Annotated in this window: 18 protein-coding genes and 3 tRNA genes; 4 read left to right on the forward strand and 17 right to left on the reverse strand. The window is 68.8% G+C overall.

Going from position 1 to position 20,768, the window contains the following annotated elements; genetic code table 11:
• Positions 1 to 77: 77 nt before the first annotated feature.
• From D4740_RS09180 to D4740_RS09190, 3 genes are all read right to left on the reverse strand, one after another.
• The gene (locus D4740_RS09180) at positions 78 to 749 is read right to left on the reverse strand and encodes a response regulator transcription factor (RefSeq protein WP_119836630.1); all 672 of its coding nucleotides are present in this window, start codon (positions 747 to 749) and stop codon (positions 78 to 80) included.
• A gap of 187 nt (positions 750 to 936) precedes the next feature.
• On the reverse strand, positions 937 to 2,001 hold the full coding sequence (locus tag D4740_RS09185; RefSeq protein ID WP_396027239.1) for an adenylate/guanylate cyclase domain-containing protein: 1,065 nt from the start codon (positions 1,999 to 2,001) through the stop codon (positions 937 to 939).
• An 85-nt stretch (positions 2,002 to 2,086) separates the two neighbouring features.
• Positions 2,087 to 3,022 carry a biotin--[acetyl-CoA-carboxylase] ligase gene (locus D4740_RS09190; RefSeq protein WP_119836632.1) on the reverse strand — a complete coding sequence of 312 codons (936 nt, stop codon included), beginning with the start codon at positions 3,020 to 3,022 and terminating at the stop codon, positions 2,087 to 2,089.
• A 102-nt stretch (positions 3,023 to 3,124) separates the two neighbouring features.
• On the opposite strand from D4740_RS09190, the gene D4740_RS09195 reads away from it, so the two are divergent.
• Entirely contained in the window at positions 3,125 to 3,766 is a 642-nt protein-coding gene (locus D4740_RS09195) for a nucleoside triphosphate pyrophosphatase (protein WP_119836693.1), read from the forward strand.
• Positions 3,763 to 4,356 carry an NUDIX domain-containing protein gene (locus D4740_RS09200; protein WP_119836694.1) on the forward strand — a complete coding sequence of 198 codons (594 nt, stop codon included), beginning with the start codon at positions 3,763 to 3,765 and terminating at the stop codon, positions 4,354 to 4,356. Before D4740_RS09195 ends, D4740_RS09200 begins: the two co-directional genes overlap by 4 nt.
• A 100-nt stretch (positions 4,357 to 4,456) precedes the next feature.
• Here the strand turns inward: D4740_RS09200 and D4740_RS09205 are convergent, their stop codons facing one another.
• The 5 genes from D4740_RS09205 to D4740_RS09225 all read right to left on the reverse strand — a co-directional run bounded on the left by D4740_RS09205 (position 4,457) and on the right by D4740_RS09225 (position 5,902).
• Positions 4,457 to 5,032, reverse strand: a complete 576-nt coding sequence (locus tag D4740_RS09205; protein ID WP_243106713.1) for a MarR family winged helix-turn-helix transcriptional regulator — start codon at positions 5,030 to 5,032, stop codon at positions 4,457 to 4,459.
• Between the two features lie 261 nt (positions 5,033 to 5,293).
• Positions 5,294 to 5,464 (reverse strand): 50S ribosomal protein L33, encoded by a 171-nt coding sequence (rpmG, locus tag D4740_RS09210; protein WP_119836633.1) that lies wholly within the window; start codon positions 5,462 to 5,464, stop codon positions 5,294 to 5,296.
• A gap of 55 nt (positions 5,465 to 5,519) precedes the next feature.
• A tRNA-Met gene (locus D4740_RS09215) sits at positions 5,520 to 5,593 on the reverse strand.
• A gap of 40 nt (positions 5,594 to 5,633) precedes the next feature.
• Positions 5,634 to 5,706 (reverse strand) — tRNA-Thr (locus D4740_RS09220).
• Between the two features lie 114 nt (positions 5,707 to 5,820).
• Positions 5,821 to 5,902 (reverse strand) — tRNA-Tyr (locus D4740_RS09225).
• Between the two features lie 223 nt (positions 5,903 to 6,125).
• Between D4740_RS09225 and D4740_RS09230 the strand changes: the two genes are divergently transcribed.
• Positions 6,126 to 6,623, forward strand: a complete 498-nt coding sequence (locus D4740_RS09230; RefSeq protein WP_119836634.1) for a YajQ family cyclic di-GMP-binding protein — start codon at positions 6,126 to 6,128, stop codon at positions 6,621 to 6,623.
• A 133-nt stretch (positions 6,624 to 6,756) separates the two neighbouring features.
• Positions 6,757 to 7,452, forward strand: coding sequence for a hypothetical protein (locus tag D4740_RS09235; RefSeq protein WP_147392892.1), 696 nt, complete (start codon positions 6,757 to 6,759; stop codon positions 7,450 to 7,452).
• Positions 7,453 to 7,617: 165 nt separating this feature from the next.
• Here D4740_RS09235 and D4740_RS09240 read toward each other — a convergent pair whose 3' ends face one another.
• The 9 genes from D4740_RS09240 to nuoL all read right to left on the reverse strand — a co-directional run bounded on the left by D4740_RS09240 (position 7,618) and on the right by nuoL (position 20,761).
• Entirely contained in the window at positions 7,618 to 8,775 is a 1,158-nt protein-coding gene (locus D4740_RS09240) for an aminoglycoside phosphotransferase family protein (protein ID WP_259390766.1), read from the reverse strand.
• 93 nt (positions 8,776 to 8,868) lie between these two features.
• Entirely contained in the window at positions 8,869 to 9,738 is an 870-nt protein-coding gene (gene htpX / locus D4740_RS09245) for a zinc metalloprotease HtpX (RefSeq protein WP_119836636.1), read from the reverse strand.
• 199 nt (positions 9,739 to 9,937) lie between these two features.
• Complete coding sequence (locus D4740_RS09250; RefSeq protein ID WP_119836637.1) at positions 9,938 to 11,203, reverse strand: TrpB-like pyridoxal phosphate-dependent enzyme; 1,266 nt, start codon at positions 11,201 to 11,203, stop codon at positions 9,938 to 9,940.
• Positions 11,204 to 11,272: 69 nt separating this feature from the next.
• Positions 11,273 to 12,403 (reverse strand): alanine dehydrogenase, encoded by a 1,131-nt coding sequence (gene ald / locus D4740_RS09255; RefSeq protein WP_119836638.1) that lies wholly within the window; start codon positions 12,401 to 12,403, stop codon positions 11,273 to 11,275.
• 108 nt (positions 12,404 to 12,511) lie between these two features.
• Entirely contained in the window at positions 12,512 to 14,026 is a 1,515-nt protein-coding gene (locus D4740_RS09260; protein WP_119836639.1) for an FAD-dependent oxidoreductase, read from the reverse strand.
• Between the two features lie 388 nt (positions 14,027 to 14,414).
• A complete protein-coding gene (locus D4740_RS09265) occupies positions 14,415 to 15,524 on the reverse strand; it encodes a polyprenyl synthetase family protein (protein WP_119836640.1) in 1,110 nt (369 codons plus the stop codon).
• A 17-nt stretch (positions 15,525 to 15,541) separates the two neighbouring features.
• A complete protein-coding gene (gene nuoN, locus D4740_RS09270) occupies positions 15,542 to 17,092 on the reverse strand; it encodes an NADH-quinone oxidoreductase subunit NuoN (protein ID WP_119836641.1) in 1,551 nt (516 codons plus the stop codon).
• Between the two features lies 1 nt (position 17,093).
• Positions 17,094 to 18,668 carry an NADH-quinone oxidoreductase subunit M gene (locus tag D4740_RS09275; protein ID WP_119836642.1) on the reverse strand — a complete coding sequence of 525 codons (1,575 nt, stop codon included), beginning with the start codon at positions 18,666 to 18,668 and terminating at the stop codon, positions 17,094 to 17,096.
• A gap of 14 nt (positions 18,669 to 18,682) precedes the next feature.
• A complete protein-coding gene (nuoL, locus tag D4740_RS09280; RefSeq protein WP_119836643.1) occupies positions 18,683 to 20,761 on the reverse strand; it encodes an NADH-quinone oxidoreductase subunit L in 2,079 nt (692 codons plus the stop codon).
• Between the last annotated feature and the right edge of the window lie 7 nt (positions 20,762 to 20,768).

A 20,768-nucleotide genomic window follows, 5' to 3' on the forward strand; every position in this document is an offset into this window, starting at 1 on the left:
CCCAGCAGGACGCCCGCAGGGCGGGTTGCCCGCCCCGGACGGCCTCACCACCCGCCAGCACGTGGCCGGGACACTGCTCACCCCTCGGCCAGGCAGTATCCCTCGCCCTGGGCGAGCAGCCGACGCGGGGCGTCCTCGTCGTCACCCAGCTTGCGCCGCAGCCAGGCGACGTGCATCTGGAGCGTCTGGGGAGTCCCCGTGGGGTCCTCCCCCCAGACCTCCTTGAGGACGTCCTCAGCATGGACGACCGCACCGCCGCCACGCACGAGCACCCGTAGCAGCTCGAACTCACGCGTGGTCAGCTGCAGCTCGCGAGAGGCAACAAAGGCCCTGTGGGCGGCAACATCCACCCGGATGTCCCCGATGGTCAGCTCGTCCTCCGTGGCCTCCCCGGAGGCGCGGCGCACCTGGGCACGCACTCGGGCCAGGAGCTCGGCGAGGCGGAAGGGCTTGGTGACGTAGTCGTCGGCACCAGCGTCGAGCCCAACCACGAGATCCGTGTCCTCGCTGCGCGCTGTCAGCATCAGGATAGGAATGGTGAGTCCCTGGGCGCGCACCTGCCGGGCGACGTCCAGGCCGTCGACGTCAGGCAGACCGAGGTCAAGCACGATGATGTCAGCGCTGGCAACCTCCTCCAGGGCACCCTTGCCGGTGCCGTGAGTGAGAACGGCGTAGCCCTCCCGACCGAAGGCCCGGGCGAGCGGCTCGGAGATAGCGGGGTCGTCTTCGACAAGCAGAACTGTGGTCACGCTAGTGATCGTAAGCGACAACGGGGCGTGACGTCATCATCCTGGAGACGGATAAAGACACACGTGGGTCGCCTCACGGCAGTGGGAACCGGATTGCCCGCGCAGAATGTGCCAGGAGCCCACAGGACGCCCGGCATCAGTACACGCGCGGGTCAGGCCCCCGGGCCGGGCAGACGCGGCCTCGCGCTCAGACCCGCTCCAGGGACCAGGGAATGATCTGTCCCAGGCCCTTGGCAACAACCTCGTGGCACTGCCCCACCCGGTAGCGGGAGGCCACCGGGCCGTGAAGAATGGCCATGGCTGTGGCCTCGTCCATGCGTATCCCCCCCGGCTCCGCAGCGTCCACCAGCCGGGAGGCCAGGTTGACGGTAGGGCCGAAGACGTCCCCGGAGCGTGAGACCACGCGTCCCTGGACCAGGGAGGCGCGTACACGGATCGCCTCGGGACCGCTCTGGAGCTCCTCGACCAGGGACGTGACCACGTCCGCCGCAGTAGGCAAGTCGTCTGAGATATACATCACAGCATCCCCGATAGTCTTGACCACCCTGGCCCCACGGGAGGTGACGACATCGCGCGCCGTGTTCTCAAAGTCCTCCAGCATGAGGGTGAGGTCCTGCTTACCCATCCGCTGGGCCCGCTGGGTGAAGGACACGATGTCGACAAACCCCAGGGAACGGGTCAGAGGGTAGAGATCAGGACCCGCCTCCTCCTGGCCGCGGGTAGCGACCTCCGCATCGGTGCGGCCGATGAGGGAGGCCAGGTGGCGCCGCCAGGCGTAGGTCAGCTGGCGGGAGAGGATCTCGATCATCTCCCCGACACGGTCCAGCGCAACCAGCCGCGCCGAGGTGTCGTCCAGCCTCAGCCGGTCGCCGATGTCAGCCACGAGAGTCTCCAGCTCCCACAGGACCAGCCTGTCCATCGTGTAGGACTGCGCGCGCAGCAGCTCCAGGGCGCTGGGCAGCCGCATCCGGAAGGAGCCCTCCTCGTTGATGAGGGCAAGCGTGTCACGCAGGGCGTCGACGTCATGGCGGGTAAAGCAGACCTCGTCGGGGGCGACGTCGGCGAACCCCATGGCCCGCCAGAAGCGCTGGGCTGTCTCGAGGCTGGCGCCCGCCTGCTCGGCGACTTGCGCGAGCGTCAGGCTGGGGCGCTCACCCAGCAGCAGCCTCTCGTGGCCCGCAAGGGTGGCCCAGTCCTCAGCCCTGGAAAGTTGCGGCTGTCGGCCCCGGGGGCTCTGTCCGTCCCGTCTCACCACGACAGAGTAGCGCGGGTCACACGGCGATGCTTGTCATCGCCACAGCCTCACAGTACGTTATCCAGAATTTCGCCCGTGGCGGTCACAACGTGGTTTCCGAGAGGTCCTGGCGCCGTACTGAGACCTCACCAGCGCGAAGACACTGCGGCCCGTCGGGGGTGTCCACCACCAGCTCAGGAGTGACGTCCCTGGCGGTACCACGTACCACCCCCGCAGGAGACCGGACACTGACCTGCTGACCCAGGGTCGTGCAGACCGCCCGCAGCTCCCGTCCCAGGTGGCCGTCACCGGCGTCGGGGTCCCCTCCCGCATCCTCCCACTGCCCCACACGGGCCGCCAGGGTGCGACCCAGCAGCGCCATCACGTCCTCAGGTCGTGCCGAGGAGCCCAGTAGGCGCAGAGAGGTCGCCCAGGGCACCGGCAGGCCTTCACTGTCCTGGCCGACGTTGACCCCGATCCCCAGGACGACACCAGGCGCCTGCACCCGGCAGGCCGCGGCCTCGTCCGCGGCAGCGCCCTGCGAGCCGTCGCGCCCGGCAGCCGCTCCCTCAGCGGAGGAGGCCGGGCCGACGCCGGGGACCACCAGCTCCGCCAGGACCCCGGCGACCTTGCGCGTGCCCGCCCACCCGGGCACGTCAGGGACGTCAGCGCCCTCGGGAACGGCAACGACGTCATTGGGCCACTTCAGGCCCAGCCTCCACGGCACGCCCTCCGTCAGCGGCAGCAGGCTCTCACGCACGGCCAGTCCCGCCACGAGCGGCAGCCAGTCCAGCCGGTCCGCTCCCACCAGGGGCCTGAGGACCACCGAGACTGTCAGCGCCCCCTCAGCCGGCGTCTGCCAGGAGCGCCCCTGGCGCCCCCTGCCTGCGGTCTGCCGGAGCGCCCGCAGCGCAGACAGGTGCGGCCACCCCTCCTCGCCGCGAACGAGCGCATCACGCAGGTCGTCCTGGGTGGAAGCGGTCTCCGGCACCGTCACGACCCGACGAAAGCCTCTGCTGCCCGAGCGGTCATGGTCCACGGCACAACCTTAAGCGCCTACCTCCCCACCGGGAAAGTCCCACCGAGAAAGTCCCGCCGGGGACGTGGCCGCCAGCGGCAGCGGGCCGCTAGAGTGGACAGCGTGATCCTCCTGGCCTCCCGGTCCGTCGGCCGCCTGAGCACCCTGCGCGCCGCAGGGGTCGACCCCCTGGTGCGAGTCTCCCACGTGGACGAGGACACGGTGCTGGAGGAGCTGCGAACCACCTCCCAGGGCCGGGCACACCCTTCCCCCGCTGCCCAGGTCCAGGCCCTGGCCCAGGCCAAGGCGATCGAGGTGGCCGCGCGCACGCTGCCGCAGGAGGCCCAGGTCGTCGTGGGCTGCGACTCCATGCTGGAGATCGACGGGGCCGTCGTCGGCAAGCCAGCCGACGCGCACGTGGCCAGGGACCGCTGGCGCTCCATGCGGGGCCGTAGCGGGGTTATCCACACCGGCCACTTCCTGGTACGCACCTGCGACGGCGCCACGGCCGGCGCGGTGGGCTCGGCCCTTGTACGCTTCGGCTGCCCCACGGACCAGGAGATCGACGCCTACGTGGCCTCCGGCGAGCCGCTGGACTGCGCCGGGGCGTTCACTATTGACGGCCTGGGCGGTGCGTTCATCGACAGCGTCGAGGGCGACCCGCACGCCGTCGTGGGCATCTCACTGCCGCTGCTGCGTCGGCTCCTGGCCGGGCTAGGGGTGACCTGGACGGACCTATGGGAGCGGCAGGCAGCACAGGGATGAGTGCCTCCGGTGCGCGCCACCCCGGCGACGGGTGGGTCCAGTGCCGGTGCGGACAGCGCCACTGGGGCGTCAATGGCGCTGCGGGCCTGCTGGTCTGGCGCCTGGGCGCCGCTACCTCCGGCACCCAGGGACTGGAGGTCCTGCTCCAGCTGCGGGCACCATGGACCCACCACGGCAGTGCCTGGGGACTGCCTGGCGGTGCCGTCGCTGACGGCGAGTCACCCGCGCAGGCGGCACTGCGGGAGTGCCAGGAAGAGACCGGGCTGCCTGCGCAGCTCCTGGTTCTCGGCGGGTCACAGACCCAGCGGCACCCTGACTGGTCCTATACCACCTTTGTGGCCCAGGCGCCCTCAGACCGGGCCTGGGACCACCTGACCCCGGCGGACGCGGAGTCCGTCGCCCTGGCGTGGAGCCGTCTGGAGCCCCGGGAGGACCGCACCACCTGGAAGGTGCCGCGCCCGGCACGGACCTGGGGTGACATGCCTGTGCTGCCTGCCCTGGCCGCCGTGTGGGACCAGCTCGCCTCCCTCCTGCCGCCACCGCGCGCCTCACAAGGCACACACGACAACCCGACAGCGCAGTCCCCGTAGCAGCACGGCACCCGTGGCGCGCGCAGCTCGTCACTGCGACAAGACGTCACCCCTTCCCCGGTGCCCTGCGCTCGGGCCCCGGGAAGAGCGGGCGGGCACCTCAGGAGACGTCGGCAACGGCGCCCATCAACTCAGCCATCAACGTCAGCTGGTCCCGGCTGAGGCGGTCCAAGAGGTGACGGCGAACCCCGTCGAGGTGGACCGGGGCCACCTCGCGCAGGAAGGCCAACCCGGCCTCTGTCAGCTCGCAGTTGACGCCGCGCCTGTCCGAGGGACAGGCGACGCGCACCACATAGCCCTCCTTCTCCATCCGCCTCACAGTGTGCGTCAGACGCGAGCGGGAGTGACTGACGTCGTCGGCCAGGGCCGACATGCGCATCGAGCGGTGAGGGGCCTCGGACAGGCGCACGAGGATCTCGTACTCGTGCATGGAGATGCCGCACTCGGCCTCAAGGTCGTGGTTGAGTCGGGCGATCACCAAGGTCGAGGCGGCTAGGAAGGAGCGCCACGCCCCCATCTCCACCCCGTCCAGCCGACGGTAGCGATGCTCGCCCTGGCCCCAGGAAGACGGGGGCTGCTGGCCACAGGACTCCTCTGGCTCATGTACCTCCTGGTCAGAGGACTCAGGGGGCGCAGGGGACTCTGTCTGCGTGGTCACTGTCTGGGTCGCGACCAACGTACCCGCTCCTCTCCCGCTCAGCTCCCGCTGCAGCCCCTGCCGGAGCGCGCCCGGAGCCGAGCATCCATTCCTACCTTTATAGCACCTGCTACCTGCGTGAATGTGTTCTTCCAGCCACGCGGACGTGCACCCGAGCACAGGGGGAAAGGGAGACAAAAACTCGCAGAAATAAGAACGGCCCCCCAGCCTGGGGCTGGGGGGACCGGTCCCACTTACCCGCCGCCCCGGCAGGGGGCGAAGGACGGTACAAGAACGCGCTCAGCGGGTCTCCCGGTGCTGCGTGTGCCGTCCACACCGGGAGCAGAACTTGGACAGGGTAAGGCGGTCTGGCGTGTTGCGGCGGTTCTTCTTCGTAATGTAGTTGCGCTCCTTGCACTCCGAGCAGGCCAGAGTGATCTTGGGGCGAACGTCGGTGGACTTGCTGGCCACGGCTGTCTCCTCTGCATAGATCCTCGAGCAGCTGCTGACGCGCTCGAAGCTGACGTAGCGGGGGAGGGACTCGAACCCTCGACCTCACGATTATGAGTCGTGCGCTCTAACCAGCTGAGCTACCTCGCCAATCGGACACGGACGGGAGCCCTCCGCCCCGCCGCGCCAGAGCCCCGAAAGGGAATCGAACCCTTGACCTTCTCCTTACCATGGAGACGCTCTGCCTACTGAGCTATCGGGGCAACGAGCCGAATCGTAGGCAGACCAGAAACGCTCGCGCAATCCAGCTCCCCGTGGCTTCGCTCACTGCTGCACCACCTCACCCGGGTGGCTCATGACCACCGAGGTGGCCACAGTGGCGGGTGAGGGATTCGAACCCCCGTAGCATTCCGCGGCTGATTTACAGTCAGCTCCCATTGGCCGCTCGGGCAACCCGCCGTCACCCACGCTCCCCTGAAGCAGGTCACGTGGTGCTGTGGAAGGATAACAAGGTCGGCAGACGCGGCGCCAATCAGCGCTGTGGGACCCTTCTCACACCCGCCAGATCCATGGCACGATGGCCCGACCAGCCCGGGCCGCCCCACGGCACCACCTCCCGGGAGAGGCCCGCAACCGCCACAGCACAGGCTCCGCACCGTCCCCGCAGAAAGGCACTCACACCATGGCATCCGAGTCCTCCTTCGACGTCGTCTCCCGCCTTGACCGCCAGGAGGTGGACAACGCCGTCAACCAGTGCGCCAAGGAGATCTCCCAGCGCTACGACTTCCGTGGCGTGGACGCTTCTGTCTCCCTGGACGGAGACGTCATCACCCTGGAGGCCACCAGCCCCGAGCGCGTCCTGGCCATCCTGGACGTCCTGGAGTCCCGGCTCTTCCGCCGCGGGGTCTCGCTGAAGGCCCTCGATCTGGGGGACCGCGAGCCCCGCCCCCAGGGCAGGCTCTACCGGCTGGTCTGCCCGCTGCGGGAGGGGCTGAGCCAGGACGTGGCCAAGCAGGTCACCAAGGCCGTGCGCGACCAGGGCCCCAAGGGGGTCAAGGCCACCATCCAGGGCGACGAGGTCCGGGTCTCCTCCAAGTCGCGCGACAGCCTCCAGGCAGTGATCACCCTGCTCAAGGAGCTCGACGTGGACGCCGCCCTGCAGTTTGTCAACTACCGCTGACAGTGGGGGGCACCTCACAACCACACGTCGAAACCACTAAGCAGAGGATGATCCTTAGAGATAACCTCTAACCGGTTCTCGGCGTCAGGCCGACCCCCTTCGTCCCTACTCAGCATCAGCAGGTAGATCCACCATGACTCACCCCACTCCCCCGGGCTCTCCCAGCCCGAGCGGCCTTCCTCCCTACACCGCCAGCCAGCCCTCTCCGGCAGCCGCTTCGCCCAGGAGGCGCCGCAGGCTGTGGATACCTGTCACTCTGGTAGCCGTGCTAGTCCTGGGGGCAGTCGCCGCAGGCGGCATCTACCTGGCTACCCGTACCCCCTCCGTGCCTGCTACGGAGGCGCAGGCCGACCAGTGCATCGACTCCCCCTCAAACGAGAAGCCCGTCGTGGTTGACTGCGACTCCGAGGACGCTGTGTACCGGGTGGTAGCCAACCTCTGGTCAGAGGGCATGACCGACTGCGTCGACGCCCCGGGGACGGAGGCCGTGTTCGAAAAGCTCTGCCTCATCCCCAAGGACAACGACCCCGAGCAGGCGCTGAGCACCGTGGAGGAGGGGGGCTGCCTCACCATTGACGACATTGAGGCAGAGTCCCCTGACGCTACCAAGAGCGACTGCGTTCCAGGCGCCTACCCGGTGCAGGCTGTCCTCCACCACATCGACCAGTTCTCCCTGGCGACCGCAGGCATCACCACCGAGCACCCATGCGCTGAGGCGGGAGTCGAGTCGGGGAGCTCCTTCGCGTGGTCGTTCAACCACTACACCATGTTCGGCATCTCCCAGACCGACTACGACTTCGTCTTCTGCCTGGGTGAGCCGCAGGACTAGCTCGTCTGGCTGCAGCGGCGCCTGGGCGTCCCCGGTGCTACTGCCCCGTCCTCTCATAACGGATGAATCCTCACAGGTGTACCGGGTCCTTACAGATGACTGACGTGCTCGTCGTTCTGTGAGGACCCGGTACACCTCGGTGCAGCATGTAGCCAGTCCAGACCCTCAGCCTGGGGGCTCGTCCGGCGGTGCCGTCAGGCGAGCCCCCAGGCTCTCTGCCAGCTGCCCGGCCCACCGGAGGTAGTCCTCCTGCCCTCTGCGGCTCAGGCAGTACAGCAGGTTGGACAGCCGGTCCACCAGCTCCCAGGCGTCACGCCGAGCCAGCAGGCGGCGCACTTGCTCGTCATGCTTCTCGCCACTGCCCCCGGCGCCCTCACAGTCCCTGACCAGGTTCCTGCCCTTGTCCGCGGCCTGCGACCGAGCCAGTCGGCTGCGAGCCGCCACGTAGCAGGAGACCATGTCCGTGACTGCCTTCCGGGACAGGTGGGCGTACCAGGGCCCGCCCGTCACCTCTCCTCCGATGAGGGCCAGGTCCTTGGCTGGGTCCCCTGGCCCTGCCCACTCCCAGTCAATAAGCCGGGGGATACCACCGGTGCCCACGACCACGTTGGTGACCACCAGGTCCCCGTGGATGAGCGGGTGCAGGGGCACCCCCACCGTCACCGGGTCGAGGGTGACCAGCGCCCGCCACCACGGGGCAAGCAGACGCGACACCCGCGGCTCCTTCAGCACGTCGGGGTGGTGGGACCTCCACCACCCCAGGACCGCCTCGGCCTCTCGCAGGGCACCGGGGTGACGAGCCTGACCGGGCTGGAGCCGAGATCCAGCCGTCCCCTCCCCGGCCGTCTGCGCCCCTCCCAGCAGGTGGTGCAGACGGGCCACCTGCTCTGCCAGGGCACAGGCCAGACGGGGTGTCCACTCCTGCCCAGGTACGACCCGCCCCGGCACGTAGGTGGTCACCACATAGGGGGCACCCAGGGCGTTGTCACTGTCCTCCTCCAGGGCCACACCGTGCGACCCCAGGTCCGGTGGCACACGTGACAGCGCCTCGTACTCCCCTCTCAGGGAGCGGGGCCGCTCCTCGGCGGGACGACGCACCACTCGCACCACGCGTGGCGGTTGGCGCGCTCCCTGCGCAGCCTCCTCTGCCCGTAGCAGCCAGGCGGTGAAGCTCTCGCCAGCCCCCAGCCGGGTGACCGACACGGCTGCGGGCTCCACGCCTGAGACTCGCCCCGCCCTGGCCTCGCGCTCAAGACGTGAGGCGAAGTCAGCAGAAAAGTCAGCAGAGCCTGTCAGGGCTGGCAGCGTCCGGGCACCATCCACCCACCCTGTCCTACCACAGGCCCACCACGGCCCCGCCGTTTATGCCAGGCAGGCACGCGGGGAGGCCTCCGCCGCCTTGCTGTCAGTACGCTGTCAGTACCCGGCCATCCTCTCCAGTCGAGCGATGCGCTGGTCCATGGGCGGGTGGGTGGCAAAGAGGTTGCGCACGCGCGAGCCAAAAGGGTTGGCAATCATCATGGCCGAGACCGGCTCGACCTTGGGGCTGGGGGCCAGCGGGGCGGCGTTGACGCCGGTCTCCAGCTTTCGCAGGGCACTAGCCAGCGCCAACGGATCGTGCGTGAGGACGGCACCGTCGTGGTCGGCGTCGAACTCGCGCGTGCGCGAGATGGCAAACTGCGTGAGGGCGGCGGCCATCGGCGCGAGGAGGGCCAGCAGCATGACGACGACAACGTTGCCGCCGTCACGGCGGTCGCGGCCTCCCCCGAACCACAGCGCCATGGTGGAGACCGAGGAGATAACTCCCGCGATCCCCGCCGCCACCGAGCCGGTAAGGATGTCCCGGTTGTACACGTGGGACAGCTCATGCCCCAGCACCCCACGCAGCTCGCGGTCGTTAAGAAGCTGAAGGATGCCCTGGGTACAGCACACAGCGGCGTGCTGGGGGTCGCGTCCGGTGGCAAAGGCGTTGGGGCTCACCGTGGGCGCCACGTAGAGCCTGGGCATCGGCTGCCCGGCCGAGGTGGACAGCTCACGCACGATGGCGTACATCTGCGGGTACTGGGCCTCGGAGACCTCAATCGCCCCCATGGAGCGCACCGCGATCTTGTCGGAGTTCCAGTAGGCGTAGACCGTCTGGGCCACGCCGATAAGCGGCATGACGAACAGCCAGACCGACGACCCTGTGCCCTGGGCCAGGACGTACCCGATCAGAATGAGCAGACCCCACATGCCACCCAGGAGGATGGCGGTCTTGAGGCCGTTGTAATGGCTCGTCCCGTTCATGGTTGAAGGCTATCAAAAGCCTGTACGTATATCCTGACCCCTCCCTGTGAGCCAGCAATGTCCGAACCTCCGGCAGGCTCCTAGGCACCACCTGCCACGCCTCCAGGAACAGGTTAAAGCAGCGGGTCCAGGTGGGAGTCCTCGACAGGCTCCTGCCGAGGGACAGCGGCCAGGAATACGCCGGTCAGGAGCAGGCCGGTCAGAGATAGGCCTCGTAGGCGGGCAGGTCAAGGACCCCGTTTCCGGACAGGCCGATGAGAATAACCTCGCCCTGCCTCGCCTCGCGGGCGTACTCCACAGCGGCTGCTACGGCGTGGGTGGACTCTGGGGCCGGGACGATTCCCTCGCTGCGGGCAAAGAGCAGGCCTGCGGCGAAGGCGTCCTCCTGGGAGACAGCGACACCGTCCATGAGGCCCAGGTGGACCGCGTGGGAGACCATGGGGGCCATGCCGTGGTAGCGCAGGCCCCCGGCGTGGATGGCAGGCGGCACGAAGTCCGCCCCAAGGGTGTACATCTTCATCATCGGGGTCGTGCCAGCGACGTCTCCGACGTCGTAGCGGTACTCCCCCTGGGTGATCGTGGGACACGCCGCGGGCTCGCAGGCGACGACACGGCTGCTGGTGCCCTCGGTGAGGTTGCGCCCGATAAAGGGGAAGGACAGGCCCGCCAGGTTGGAGCCACCACCAGCGCAGCCGAAAACGACGTCGGGCTGGTCCACCCCGGCCTGGCGCAACTGGGCCACAGCCTCCAGCCCGATCACCGTCTGGTGCAGCATGACGTGGTTGAGTACCGACCCCAGGGCGTAGTGGACGTCATCGCTGGCCGCAGCCACCTCGACCGCCTCGCTGATGGCCATGCCCAGGCTTCCAGTGGTCTGCGGGTCCCGGGCCAGGACGTCCCGGCCCGCCCGGGTCAGGTCAGACGGTGAGGAGTGGCAGGTCGAGCCGTAGACCTCCATCTGGTAGCGCCGGTAGGGCTTGGACTCGTAGGAGGAGCGTACCTGCCACACCTCACAGCTCATCCCGAACAGGGAGCAGGCCAGGGCCAGGGAGGCGCCCCACTGCCCGGCCCCGGTCTCCGTGGTCAGCCGGGTAGTTCCCTCCTGGGCGTTGTACCAGGCCTGGGCGACGGCGGTGTTGGGCTTGTGCGAGCCAGCCGGGCTGACCCCCTCATACTTGTAGAAGATCCTGCCCCGGGTACCCAGTGCCCGTTCCAGGCGGTCGGCGCGGATAAGCGGGGAGGGACGCCACTTGGCGTAGACCTCACGCACTGCCTGGGGAATCTCGATGAAGCGCTCGGTGGAAAGCTCCTGGTTGATGAGTTCGCGAGGAAACAGGTGCTCAAGGTCCTCCGGTCGCAGCGGCTCACGCGTCCCCGGGTGCAGGGGAGGTGGCACGGGCTCAGGGAAGTCCGCCGCGAGGTTGTACCAGTGTGTGGGGGCAAGGGAGCCGATCGGTGTGGTCATCAAGGTCTCCTGAGTCTTCAGATGCGACCTGGCGCCCTGAGGGGATCCTGGTGCGCGGGCAGAAAGCCGTCAGGATACCTCTGTACCCTCGAGCAGGTCGGCCACGGAGCCGGTGGCCATCCCCAGCGCCTCGCCCACGCCACGGGTGTAGAGGACGCCCCCGTAGGTGGTCAGGCCCCGGGCCAGGTCCGGCCGGGCTGTACAGGCCTCCCGCCAGCCCCGGTCCGCCAGGACGGTGACGTAGGGCAGGGTGGCGTTGGTCAGCGCGTAGGTAGAGGTATGGGGGACGGCCCCGGGCATGTTGGTCACGCAGTAGAAGGTGACCTGCTCCACCTCAAAGGTGGGCGCGGCGTGCGTGGTCGGGCGGGAGTCCTCAAAGCAGCCTCCCTGGTCAATGGCGACGTCCACCAGGACACTGCCCGGGCGCATGGCAGCCACCATCTCACGGGTTACCAGGTGGGGTGCCCGCCCCCCGGGCACCAGGGCGGCGCCGATGACGAGGTCTGACTCGGCACAGGCCTGGGCCACGTCCAGCTCCGTGGAGAAGCGGGTACGGATCTGTCTGCCGGAGACCTCCTCGATGTAGCGCATCCTGGTCGGGCTGATGTCGAAGACGGTGACGTCGGCACCCATGCCGTGGCTGACCTGGGCCGCGCACAGGCCTGCGGTCCCACCTCCCAGGACCGCTACCCGTCCCCGACGCACCCCCGAGGCACCGCCCAGGAGCACCCCGGAGCCCCCGCTGGGCCGCAGCAGCTGGTCCGCACCGACCTGGGCAGCCAGGCGCCCGGCGATCTCGGACATGGGGGCCAGGAGCGGCAGGGAGCCGTCGTCAGTCTCGACCGTCTCGTAGGCGACGGAGGTGATCTCGCGAGACAGGAGCTCCTCGGTCAGCCGTCGGTCAGCGGCCAGGTGAAGGTAGGTGAAGAGCACCTGCCCGGGACGCATGTGCTCGTACTCGCACGCCACCGGCTCCTTGACCTTGAGGACCAGGTCCGACTCCGCCCACACCCGCGCAGCCCCCTCTACCAGGACCGCCCCTGCCGCAGCGTAGTCCTGGTCCGCGATCGCCGATCCCAGGCCCGCACCCGTCTGGACACGGACCTCGTGCCCGCGCTGGACCAGCGCGTGGACACCGGCCGGAGTGATCGCGACGCGAAACTCGTTGTCCTTGACCTCAGTGGGGATACCGACTCGCATGGGCCTGCCTTCCGTCAGCGGGGGGCAGCCGACACCCGGCCCCTGCGGCCAGCGCGGCTGGATGACGCGTCCTGACCGCGCACCGGCCGCCAGGCGGCCGGTGCGCGGTCAGGTAGCCGATTCTACGTTGTCCTGGAGACGGTGGGCGACGCGGTGAGGTACACGGTCAGCCTCCGGCTGGCCGATCAGGTCGTCAGGGGCCTCCGTGGAGCGCGAGACCGCGGTCATAGCCTCTCGAGAGACCACCTTGACGCGCTCGCGCGGGCCCCGGCCGCCCTCGACCTCACCCCAGGCACTGCCAAGCTCGCGCTCATAGGCGTCCAGCAGTTCCCACCCCTCCCACGTGGTATAGGGCACGCCGCGCTCCTCCAAGAGGGCGACCAGGGCGTCGTGGCCGACCTGGGAGTCCTCCTGCGCGGTCGCGTGGAGAAGCCCGGCCCGGGCATCGGCCACCAGGTTGGCGACAGTCTCCTGGGCGTCAGACTTGGTGGAGCCAATAAGACCCACCGGCCCGCGACGGATCCACCCGGTGGCGTAGACACCGGCGAGCGGCTGGCCGTCCTCTGCGATGACCCGTCCACCCTCGTTGGGCAGCACGTGGCGCTCGCGGTCGAAGGGCAGTCCCTCCACCGGGGAGCCCGCGTAGCCCACGGCCCGGTAGACCGCCTGGACCGGCCAGTCCCGGAACTCGCCGGTTCCCACGACGCTGCCGTCCCCGGTCAGGCGAGTGCGCTCGGTACGCAGACCGGTCACGTGCCCGGCCTCGTCGGTAAGAACCTCAGTGGGAGCCTGGAAGAGGTGGATGTGGATCCGGTGGGGGGCAGTGAGGTCCTCCGGCTCCTGCATCGCGTAGCCCTCCAGCGCCTTGACCACCTGGCGCTGCTGGTTGGAGGCGGCCAGGGCAGCCTGGGAGCCCTCGTCGTACTCGAAGTCCTCCTCGTCGACGAGGACATCGACGCCGGGCTGCTTCCCCAGCTCCCGCAGCTCCAGGGGGGTGAACTTGACCTGGGCCGGGCCACGGCGCCCAAAGACATGGACGTCCGTGGTCGGCGCCTCCCGGAGGACCTCAGCCACGTTCTCCGGGATCTCGGTGGTCATGAGGTCTGCCGGGTGCTTGGCCAGCACCCGGGAGATGTCCAGGGCGACGTTACCCACCCCAATGACCGCAACCTCCGTGGCACTGAGGTCCCAGGTCCGGGGGTGGTCCGGGTGCCCGTCGTACCAGGAGACGAAGTCCGCGCCCCCGTAGCACTCAGGAGCCTCCACGCCCGGAATGTCCAGAGGGGCGTCAGTGTCGGCCCCGGTGGCGAAGATCAGGGCGTCGTAGTGCTCGTGCAGCTCAGCCACGGAGACGTCCCTGCCGACCTCCACGTTGCCGATCAGGCGGATGTCGCCGCGTTGAAGAATCTTGTAGAGCGCCACGATGATCTGTTTGATCCGGGGGTGGTCCGGGGCGACCCCGTAGCGCACGAGGCCGTAGGGCGCGGGGAGACGCTCGAACAGGTCGATGGACACGTCCAGCCCAGACTTGACAAGAATGTCTGAGGCGTAGATCCCGGCGGGGCCTGCGCCGATAACGGCAACGGAGAATGGGCGTGGAGTCGGTGTCGTCGGTGTCGTCAATGTCGGTTTCCTGTCAGGTGGGACGGGGCCAGGGTCCTCACCGTCCTGGGGCAGGTACCCGGGGCACAGACCTGTCTTTCCTGTCCTTGCGCCAGGTCAGGGGCTGCACAAACACGTCGAACGTGTCACGAGGGCGGTACCGCGAGACGGCTCGGAGGCCTCCCTAGTGTAGGGACTGACCCGAGCTCAGGACAGCCTTACCCGGACAGGTCCCCGTCACACGGCCTGCAGCCCGACACGGCCAGTGCCACAGGCGCATAGGCAGTCGAGCCGCCTCCGGAGGCCGGGTCCACCAGGGAGAGAGCAGGCGGCGGGACCGGCAGTGCTGTCGACGGTCGCTGCCGATAGTCGCCGCCGATAGTCGCCGCTGACGATACCGGTGAGGATGCTAGGCGGCTCGGTCCACCAGGAGCCGGGCAAACTGCTCCATGCTGTCGCGCACATGGCGGACCCGCTCCTGGGCGTCAGCCACGGCAGCCTCCACGGCGCGGGGGTCGGTGACCTGGCCGGCAGCCAGTCGCTGCCTGGTGCCCTCCAGGACGGCGTCGTGCAGCCCGCCCAGGACCTCCACGGCGTCCCTGGCCCACTCCATCGCCATGCTCCGTGTGCGCTCAAGGACCGGGTGGCTGCGCAGACGCATGACGACGTCGGCCAGCACCGTGTCGTCACCCAGGTCGGCGGTGGACAGGGTGGACAGGATCGACTGCCCGGCGGCATCGAGCTCGCCTGCGGCCAGCGCCTGGCGCAGGAGCAGCACGGGCATCGTGTCCACGCCCTCGCGCAGGTCCGTTCCCGGGGTCTTGCCGGTCGTCTCCGAGTCGCTGATGATGTCAATGACGTCGTCAGCCAGCTGGAAGGCCACCCCGATCTTCTCACCGAAGGCCTCCACCACGTGCTCGGTGCGCCTGCCGGCGCGGGTGAGCATGGCACCGTAGCGGGCGGAGACAGCGATGAGGGAGCCGGTCTTGTCGGCCAGGACCTGGACGTAGTGCTCCACCGGGTCGGTGCCGGCGGGGCGGGGCAGGGTCTCATGGAGCTGTCCCATGCACAGGCGCTCAAAGGTCTTGGCGTGGGCGAGCACCGCCCGCGGTCCCAGGCCGGCCACAAGCTGGGAGGCACGCGCCACCAGCACGTCCCCGGTCAGGATCGCGGCAGAGTTGCCCCACACCGTCTGAGCGCTGGGGGCGCCCCGTCGCAGCGGCGCCTCGTCCATGACGTCGTCGTGGTAGAGGGTAGCGATATGGGTCAGCTCCACGGCGACGCCTGCGTCGCGGACCTCGTCACCCGCCGCCAGCCCAGGATCCCCCAGCTGTGCGGTGAGGAGGGTCAGTACCGGCCGCAGACGTTTGCCCCCCGCCTCCGCCAGGTGGGAGGTAGGCGGGTTGATCGTCTCGTCTGCACTGGTGACTACCTCTAGGAGGCGGTTCTCGACAGCCTCCAGGGCCGGGGTGATACGTCCCTCCAGCTGGGGGGCGCTCAGGGGCATCGATCCGATCACAGCAGGAGCATAGCCGCCTAGGCGAAGAGTCCGAACGCTGCCTGCGGGAACACGCCCAGCAGCACCGTGACCACCACGGACACGGTCACCGCCGTGGTCACCATCCCCTGGCTGTCCACCACGACCGTGTCCTGCCCGTCCTCCCCCCGGGGCGCGTGGAAGAACATGAGCACGACAAGACGCGCGTAGAAGAAGGCCGAGACGGCTGAGCAGGCCACGCCCACGACGACCAGCCAGGTGCCCCCGCCCAGGACACCTGCGGCGAAGAGGTAGAACTTGGCCATGAACCCGGCGGTGAGAGGAATTCCGGCGAAGGACAGGAGGAAGACCGTCATCGCCCCGGCAGCCCACGGGCTGCGCCGGGCGAGTCCCCTGAAAGAGTCCAGGTCGCTGGCCTCGGCACCCACCGCACCGTCATGACGTGTGCGCACCAGGGAGATGAGGCCAAAGATACCCACGGTGGACACCCCGTAGGTCAGGGCGTAGAAGGTCAGCGGCGCGACAACCAGAGGATTGTCGGTAATGACAGCGATCAGCATGAACCCGGCGTGGGCGACGGCCGAGTAGGCGAGCATGCGCTTGACGTCCTTCTGGACGACACCGACCACGGTCCCTAGGACCATCGTGGCTACTGCAACCGTCCACAGGAAGGGGGCCAGCTGTGCGCTCAGCGGACCCACCACCATGTAGAAGAAGCGCAGCAGCGCGAAGAAGGCCGCCGCCTTGACCCCGGCGGCCATAAATCCGGTAACCGGTGTCGGTGCACCCTGGTAGACGTCGGGGCTCCAGGCGTGAAAGGGCACAGCCGCGATCTTGAACAGCAGGCCCACACAGACCAGAACCAGTCCGGCCAGGAGCAGCCACCCCTCCTGTGCACCCGCCTCGCCCTGGGCGGCTAGGGCGATCGTCTCGTAGTCCACGGCGCCGGATAGCCCGTAGAGAAAGGCGGCCCCCAGCAGCAGGAAGGCAGAGGCGAAGGCGCCCAGGACGAAGTACTTCAGCGCCGCCTCCTGGCTCAGCAGACGGCGGTGCCGGGCCGTGGCCGCCATGATGTACAGCGGCAGGGAGACCATCTCCAGGACGACGAACAGGGTGATGAGGTCGCTGCTGGCCCCGAAGAGCATCATCCCGCCCAGCGAGAGCAGGGCCAGCGGAAAGACCTCGGTCGTGGTCCAGCCCGCGTGCAGGGACTCTGACTCCTCGGCGCTACCGGGACGATCCGCTGCCTGGGCGGCGAAGGCACCGTCACCGACCTCGGTGCGGTCAGCCATGACCAGGACGGACAGGAACCCGATGACCAGCAGAACCGCCTGACTGGACAGGGCAAAGGGGTCCTCAAGGAGCCCGGCCGCGGTGCGGGAGGGACCTTGGAGGTTCATCTGCTCGAAGCGCAGGGTCAAAGCAGCCCCGGAGGCCAGGACAGCCGCCACGCTGAGCAGGGTCTGGGTGGCCAGGCGGGCGCGGCGTGGCACGAACGCCTCCACCAGGACCCCCAGGACCCCGCCGCCAAGGACGATGAGGACCGGGGTCAGGGCTCCCCAGCCGATTACAGGACCGGTGAAGGTCACGTCAGGCTCCCTTCCGTGGCTCGGGCAGCGGTGCGTGTTCGTGCAGGGGCTGCTGCCCCGCGGAGGCCGTGACCTGCGCCGTCGGCTGGCTCACGGCCGTGCTGGCCTGCTCCCCGACGTCGTCGAGGAGGTCGGTCAGCGGTGCCGGGACCAGGCCCAGGGCCAGCATGGCCCCCACGACCGGAACCAGCACCAGCCTCTCACGGCCCTCCAGGTCCCCCAGCCCCGTCCTGTCCGGGGAGGGGGCGCCAGTGAAGACCCGCTGGTAGGGCAGCAGGACGTAGACGGCCGCGATGACGACACCGGTCACCGCTACCACCCCCAGGGGCACCGACACGGAGAAGGTCCCGGTCAGCACCATCCACTCCGGGACGAAGCCGGACAGTCCCGGCAGGGCGATCGAGGCCAGCCCGGAGACCAGGAAGGTCCCCGCCGCCACTGGCATCACACGGGCTAGCCCGCCGAGCTCGGAGATGTTGACGGTCCCGGTGCGCCGGGCGACAAAGCCGGTCACCAGGTAGAGGCCGGCGATGCTCAGGCCGTGGGCGACCATGTAGACCATGGCCCCGGTGGCGGCCACCTGGCTCCCGCTGAAGATACCCAGCACCATGAACCCGAAGTGGCTGACAGAGGTGTAGGAGATGAGGCGGTAGAGGTTGTCCTGGGCGACAGCGGCCAGGCCGCCATAGATGATTGAGACCAGGGCCAGCACCACCACGACCGGGGAGGCCCATCGGGAGGCCTCAGGAAACAGGGGCAGGACCAGGGTGACCATCCCGTAGGTGCCGATCTTGTCCAGCACACCGATGAGAAGGACAGAGGTGCCGGGTGTGGCCTGCTCGGCGGCATCAGGCAGCCAGGTGTGCAGGGGGACCATGGGTGCCTTGACAGCGAAGGCGATAAAGAAGCTGAGGAACAGCCAACGGGACATGGTCGGGGACAGGGTCAGATTGCCCGCCATGGTGTCGATGAGGAAGCCGACCTGGTTCTCGGAGGTGTAGATAGCCAGCATGACTACGCCCAGGAGCATGACCAGGCCCCCCGCCAGGGAGTACAGGAGGAACTTCAGGGCTGCGCGCTGACGCCCTGGTCCGCCCAGGCACCCGATGAGGAAGTAAACCGGTACCAGCATCGCCTCGAAGCAGACGTAGAAGAGGAACAGGTCACGTGCGCTGAAGATGACCACCACGAAGGCCTCCAGGGCCAGGACCAGGCCAGTGAGAAGGGCCTGACGCTCCTGGGGGACCTCCTTCCAGGAGGCCAGCAGCACCACCGGTACCAAGACGGCGCCCAGAAGGAGCATGGACAGGCCCAGACCGTTGACACCAAGAGCCCAGTAGGCACCGAAGGAGGGAATCCAGGGGGTGGTCTGCGCCAGCTGGACCGTCCCCGCCTGGGACAGGTCGAACATGCTCAGCGCCCACACCCCCACCGCGAGCACGGCCAGGGACACGGCCAGGCCCAGGAGGCGGGCGTAGCGGCGCAGAGGAGGCAGGAGCCACAGGAGGGCAGCGCCTGCCAGGGGCAGGACCGCCATGATGGTCAGGACGGGCAGCGTTGCGGGAAGAGTCTGCATGTGGCGGTGTCCTCTCAGAGCCTGCTTGCCAGGACGGCGGCCAGGGCAAGGACGGTCCCGCCCAGCATGTACCCGGCGTAGGAGCGCACGTACCCGGACTCGGTACGCCGGAGAAGGCTGCCCGCGGCCGAGGCGGTGACGGCGGCCCCCTCCACGGCCCCATCGACGACGTAGCGCTCGGCGGCCCGCGTGGCCGCGACGAGCCCCTGGCCCGGGCGCATCGCCACGGCCTCGTTGAGGGCGTCCTGGTACATGTCGTGGCGTGCCGCCTCCACCAGGACGCTGCCCGGCTGGACCACGGTGGGCACCTCACGGCGCGCGTACATGACCCAGGCGACCAGCGCCCCCAGGAGCACCAGCGCCAGAGTACCTCCCATGATGAGCGTCACAGGAAGGACCGGCTCGTGGGCGGAGTGGTCCACGTGCCCGGTGACCGGTTCCAGCCAGGTGGTGAAGGCCTCCCCCTGGCTGAGCAGTCCTCCCAGGCCCAGGGAGAAGACCGACAGGACGATAAGCGGGAGGGTCATGAGCCATCCGGACTCATGAGGGTGGACCTCTCCCTCCAGGTCGCTGCTCGTGGTCCACCGGGCCTTGCCGTGGAAGATCATGAAGAAGAGGCGGGACATGTAGAAGGCGGTCAGGCCCGCGCCCAGCAGTGCGACCGTCCCCAGGACCCAGGGCTGAGCACCCTCCCCGGTAAAGGCGGCCTCAATGATCCTGTCCTTGGACCAGAAGCCTGAGAAGGGAGGAACTCCCAGGATGGCGAGCCAGCCGATACCCATCGTCACCCAGGTGACCCGCATAACCCGGTACAAGGCGCCAAAGCGCCGCATGTCCACCTGGTCGCCCATGGCGTGCATGACGCTGCCGGCACCCAGGAAGAGCTGCGCCTTGAAGAAGCCGTGGGTCAACAGGTGGAAGACGGCGACGGCGTAGCCGGCGGGTCCCAGGCCTGCCCCCAGCATCATGTAGCCGATCTGGCTCATCGTGGAGGCCGCCAGGACCTTCTTCATGTCGTCCTTGGCGCAGCCGATGACGGCTCCCAGCACCAGGGTGAGGGCGCCGACAGCGGCTACGGCCACCTGCACCTGCGGCGCCCCCTCCAGGATCGGCCCGGAGCGGACCATAAGGTAGACCCCCGCGGTGACCATGGTGGCAGCGTGAATGAGGGCGGAGACCGGCGTAGGGCCGGCCATGGCGTCGCCCAGCCAGGCCTGGAGCGGGAACTGGGCCGACTTGCCGCAGGCAGCCAGGAGGAGGAACAGACCGATCGCCGTCAGCCACCCGGACGAGACCTCTCCTCGGGCTGCGGCAGGCAGGACGGTGTCGAAGGCGACCGAGCCTACCTGCGACACCAGGGCCATCATGGCCAGCAGCAGGCCCAGGTCGCCGACACGGTTCATGACGAAGGCCTTCTTTGCGGCAACAGCGTTGTCCACGGCCTTCTCCCGCTGGGCACGGGGGGCGTCCGCCTCTGCGGTGTTCCAGAAGCCGATGAGCAGGTAGGAGGCCAGTCCCACGCCCTCCCAGCCGACGAACACGACGACGTAGCTGTCGCCGAGCACCAGCGTCAGCATCGCGGCGACAAACAGGTTGAGGTAGGCGAAGAACCGGCGCCGGTCGCGGTCGTGACCCATGTAGGCCACGGAGTAGAGGTGGATCAGGAAGCCCACAAAGGTCACCAGCACCACAAAGGTCAGGGACAGGGGGTCCACCCGCAGCCCGACGTCCACGGACAGGTCCGCGGAGGAGAACCAGTGCCACAGGCTCACACTGAGGACACGCTCCTGGGAGGGCAGGGCCAGGACCTGGGCCAGGAGCCCCAGTCCCAGGCAAGCGGATACCAACGAGGCCAGAAGACCCAGCCAGTGGCCCCAGGAGTCACTGCGCCGTCCTGCCAGCAGGAGCACCGCGGCGCTAGCCGCCGGCACGGCGACGAGAAGCCAGGCCAGCCCAGCCAGGCCGGTGGCCGGCTGGGCCACGGCCACCGTGTCCGCCGCCAGCACCGGAGAGACCGGGGTAAGGACCCGGGGGGGCACGGGGACGCAGGCAGCCGAGGACGCCGCGGAGGCGATACCGGTCGCAACAGTCATGTCAGTC

The sequence above is a fragment of the Actinomyces sp. 2119 genome (assembly GCF_003591215.1).
In the GTDB taxonomy this organism is placed as follows: Bacteria; Actinomycetota; Actinomycetes; order Actinomycetales; family Actinomycetaceae; genus Actinomyces; species Actinomyces lilanjuaniae.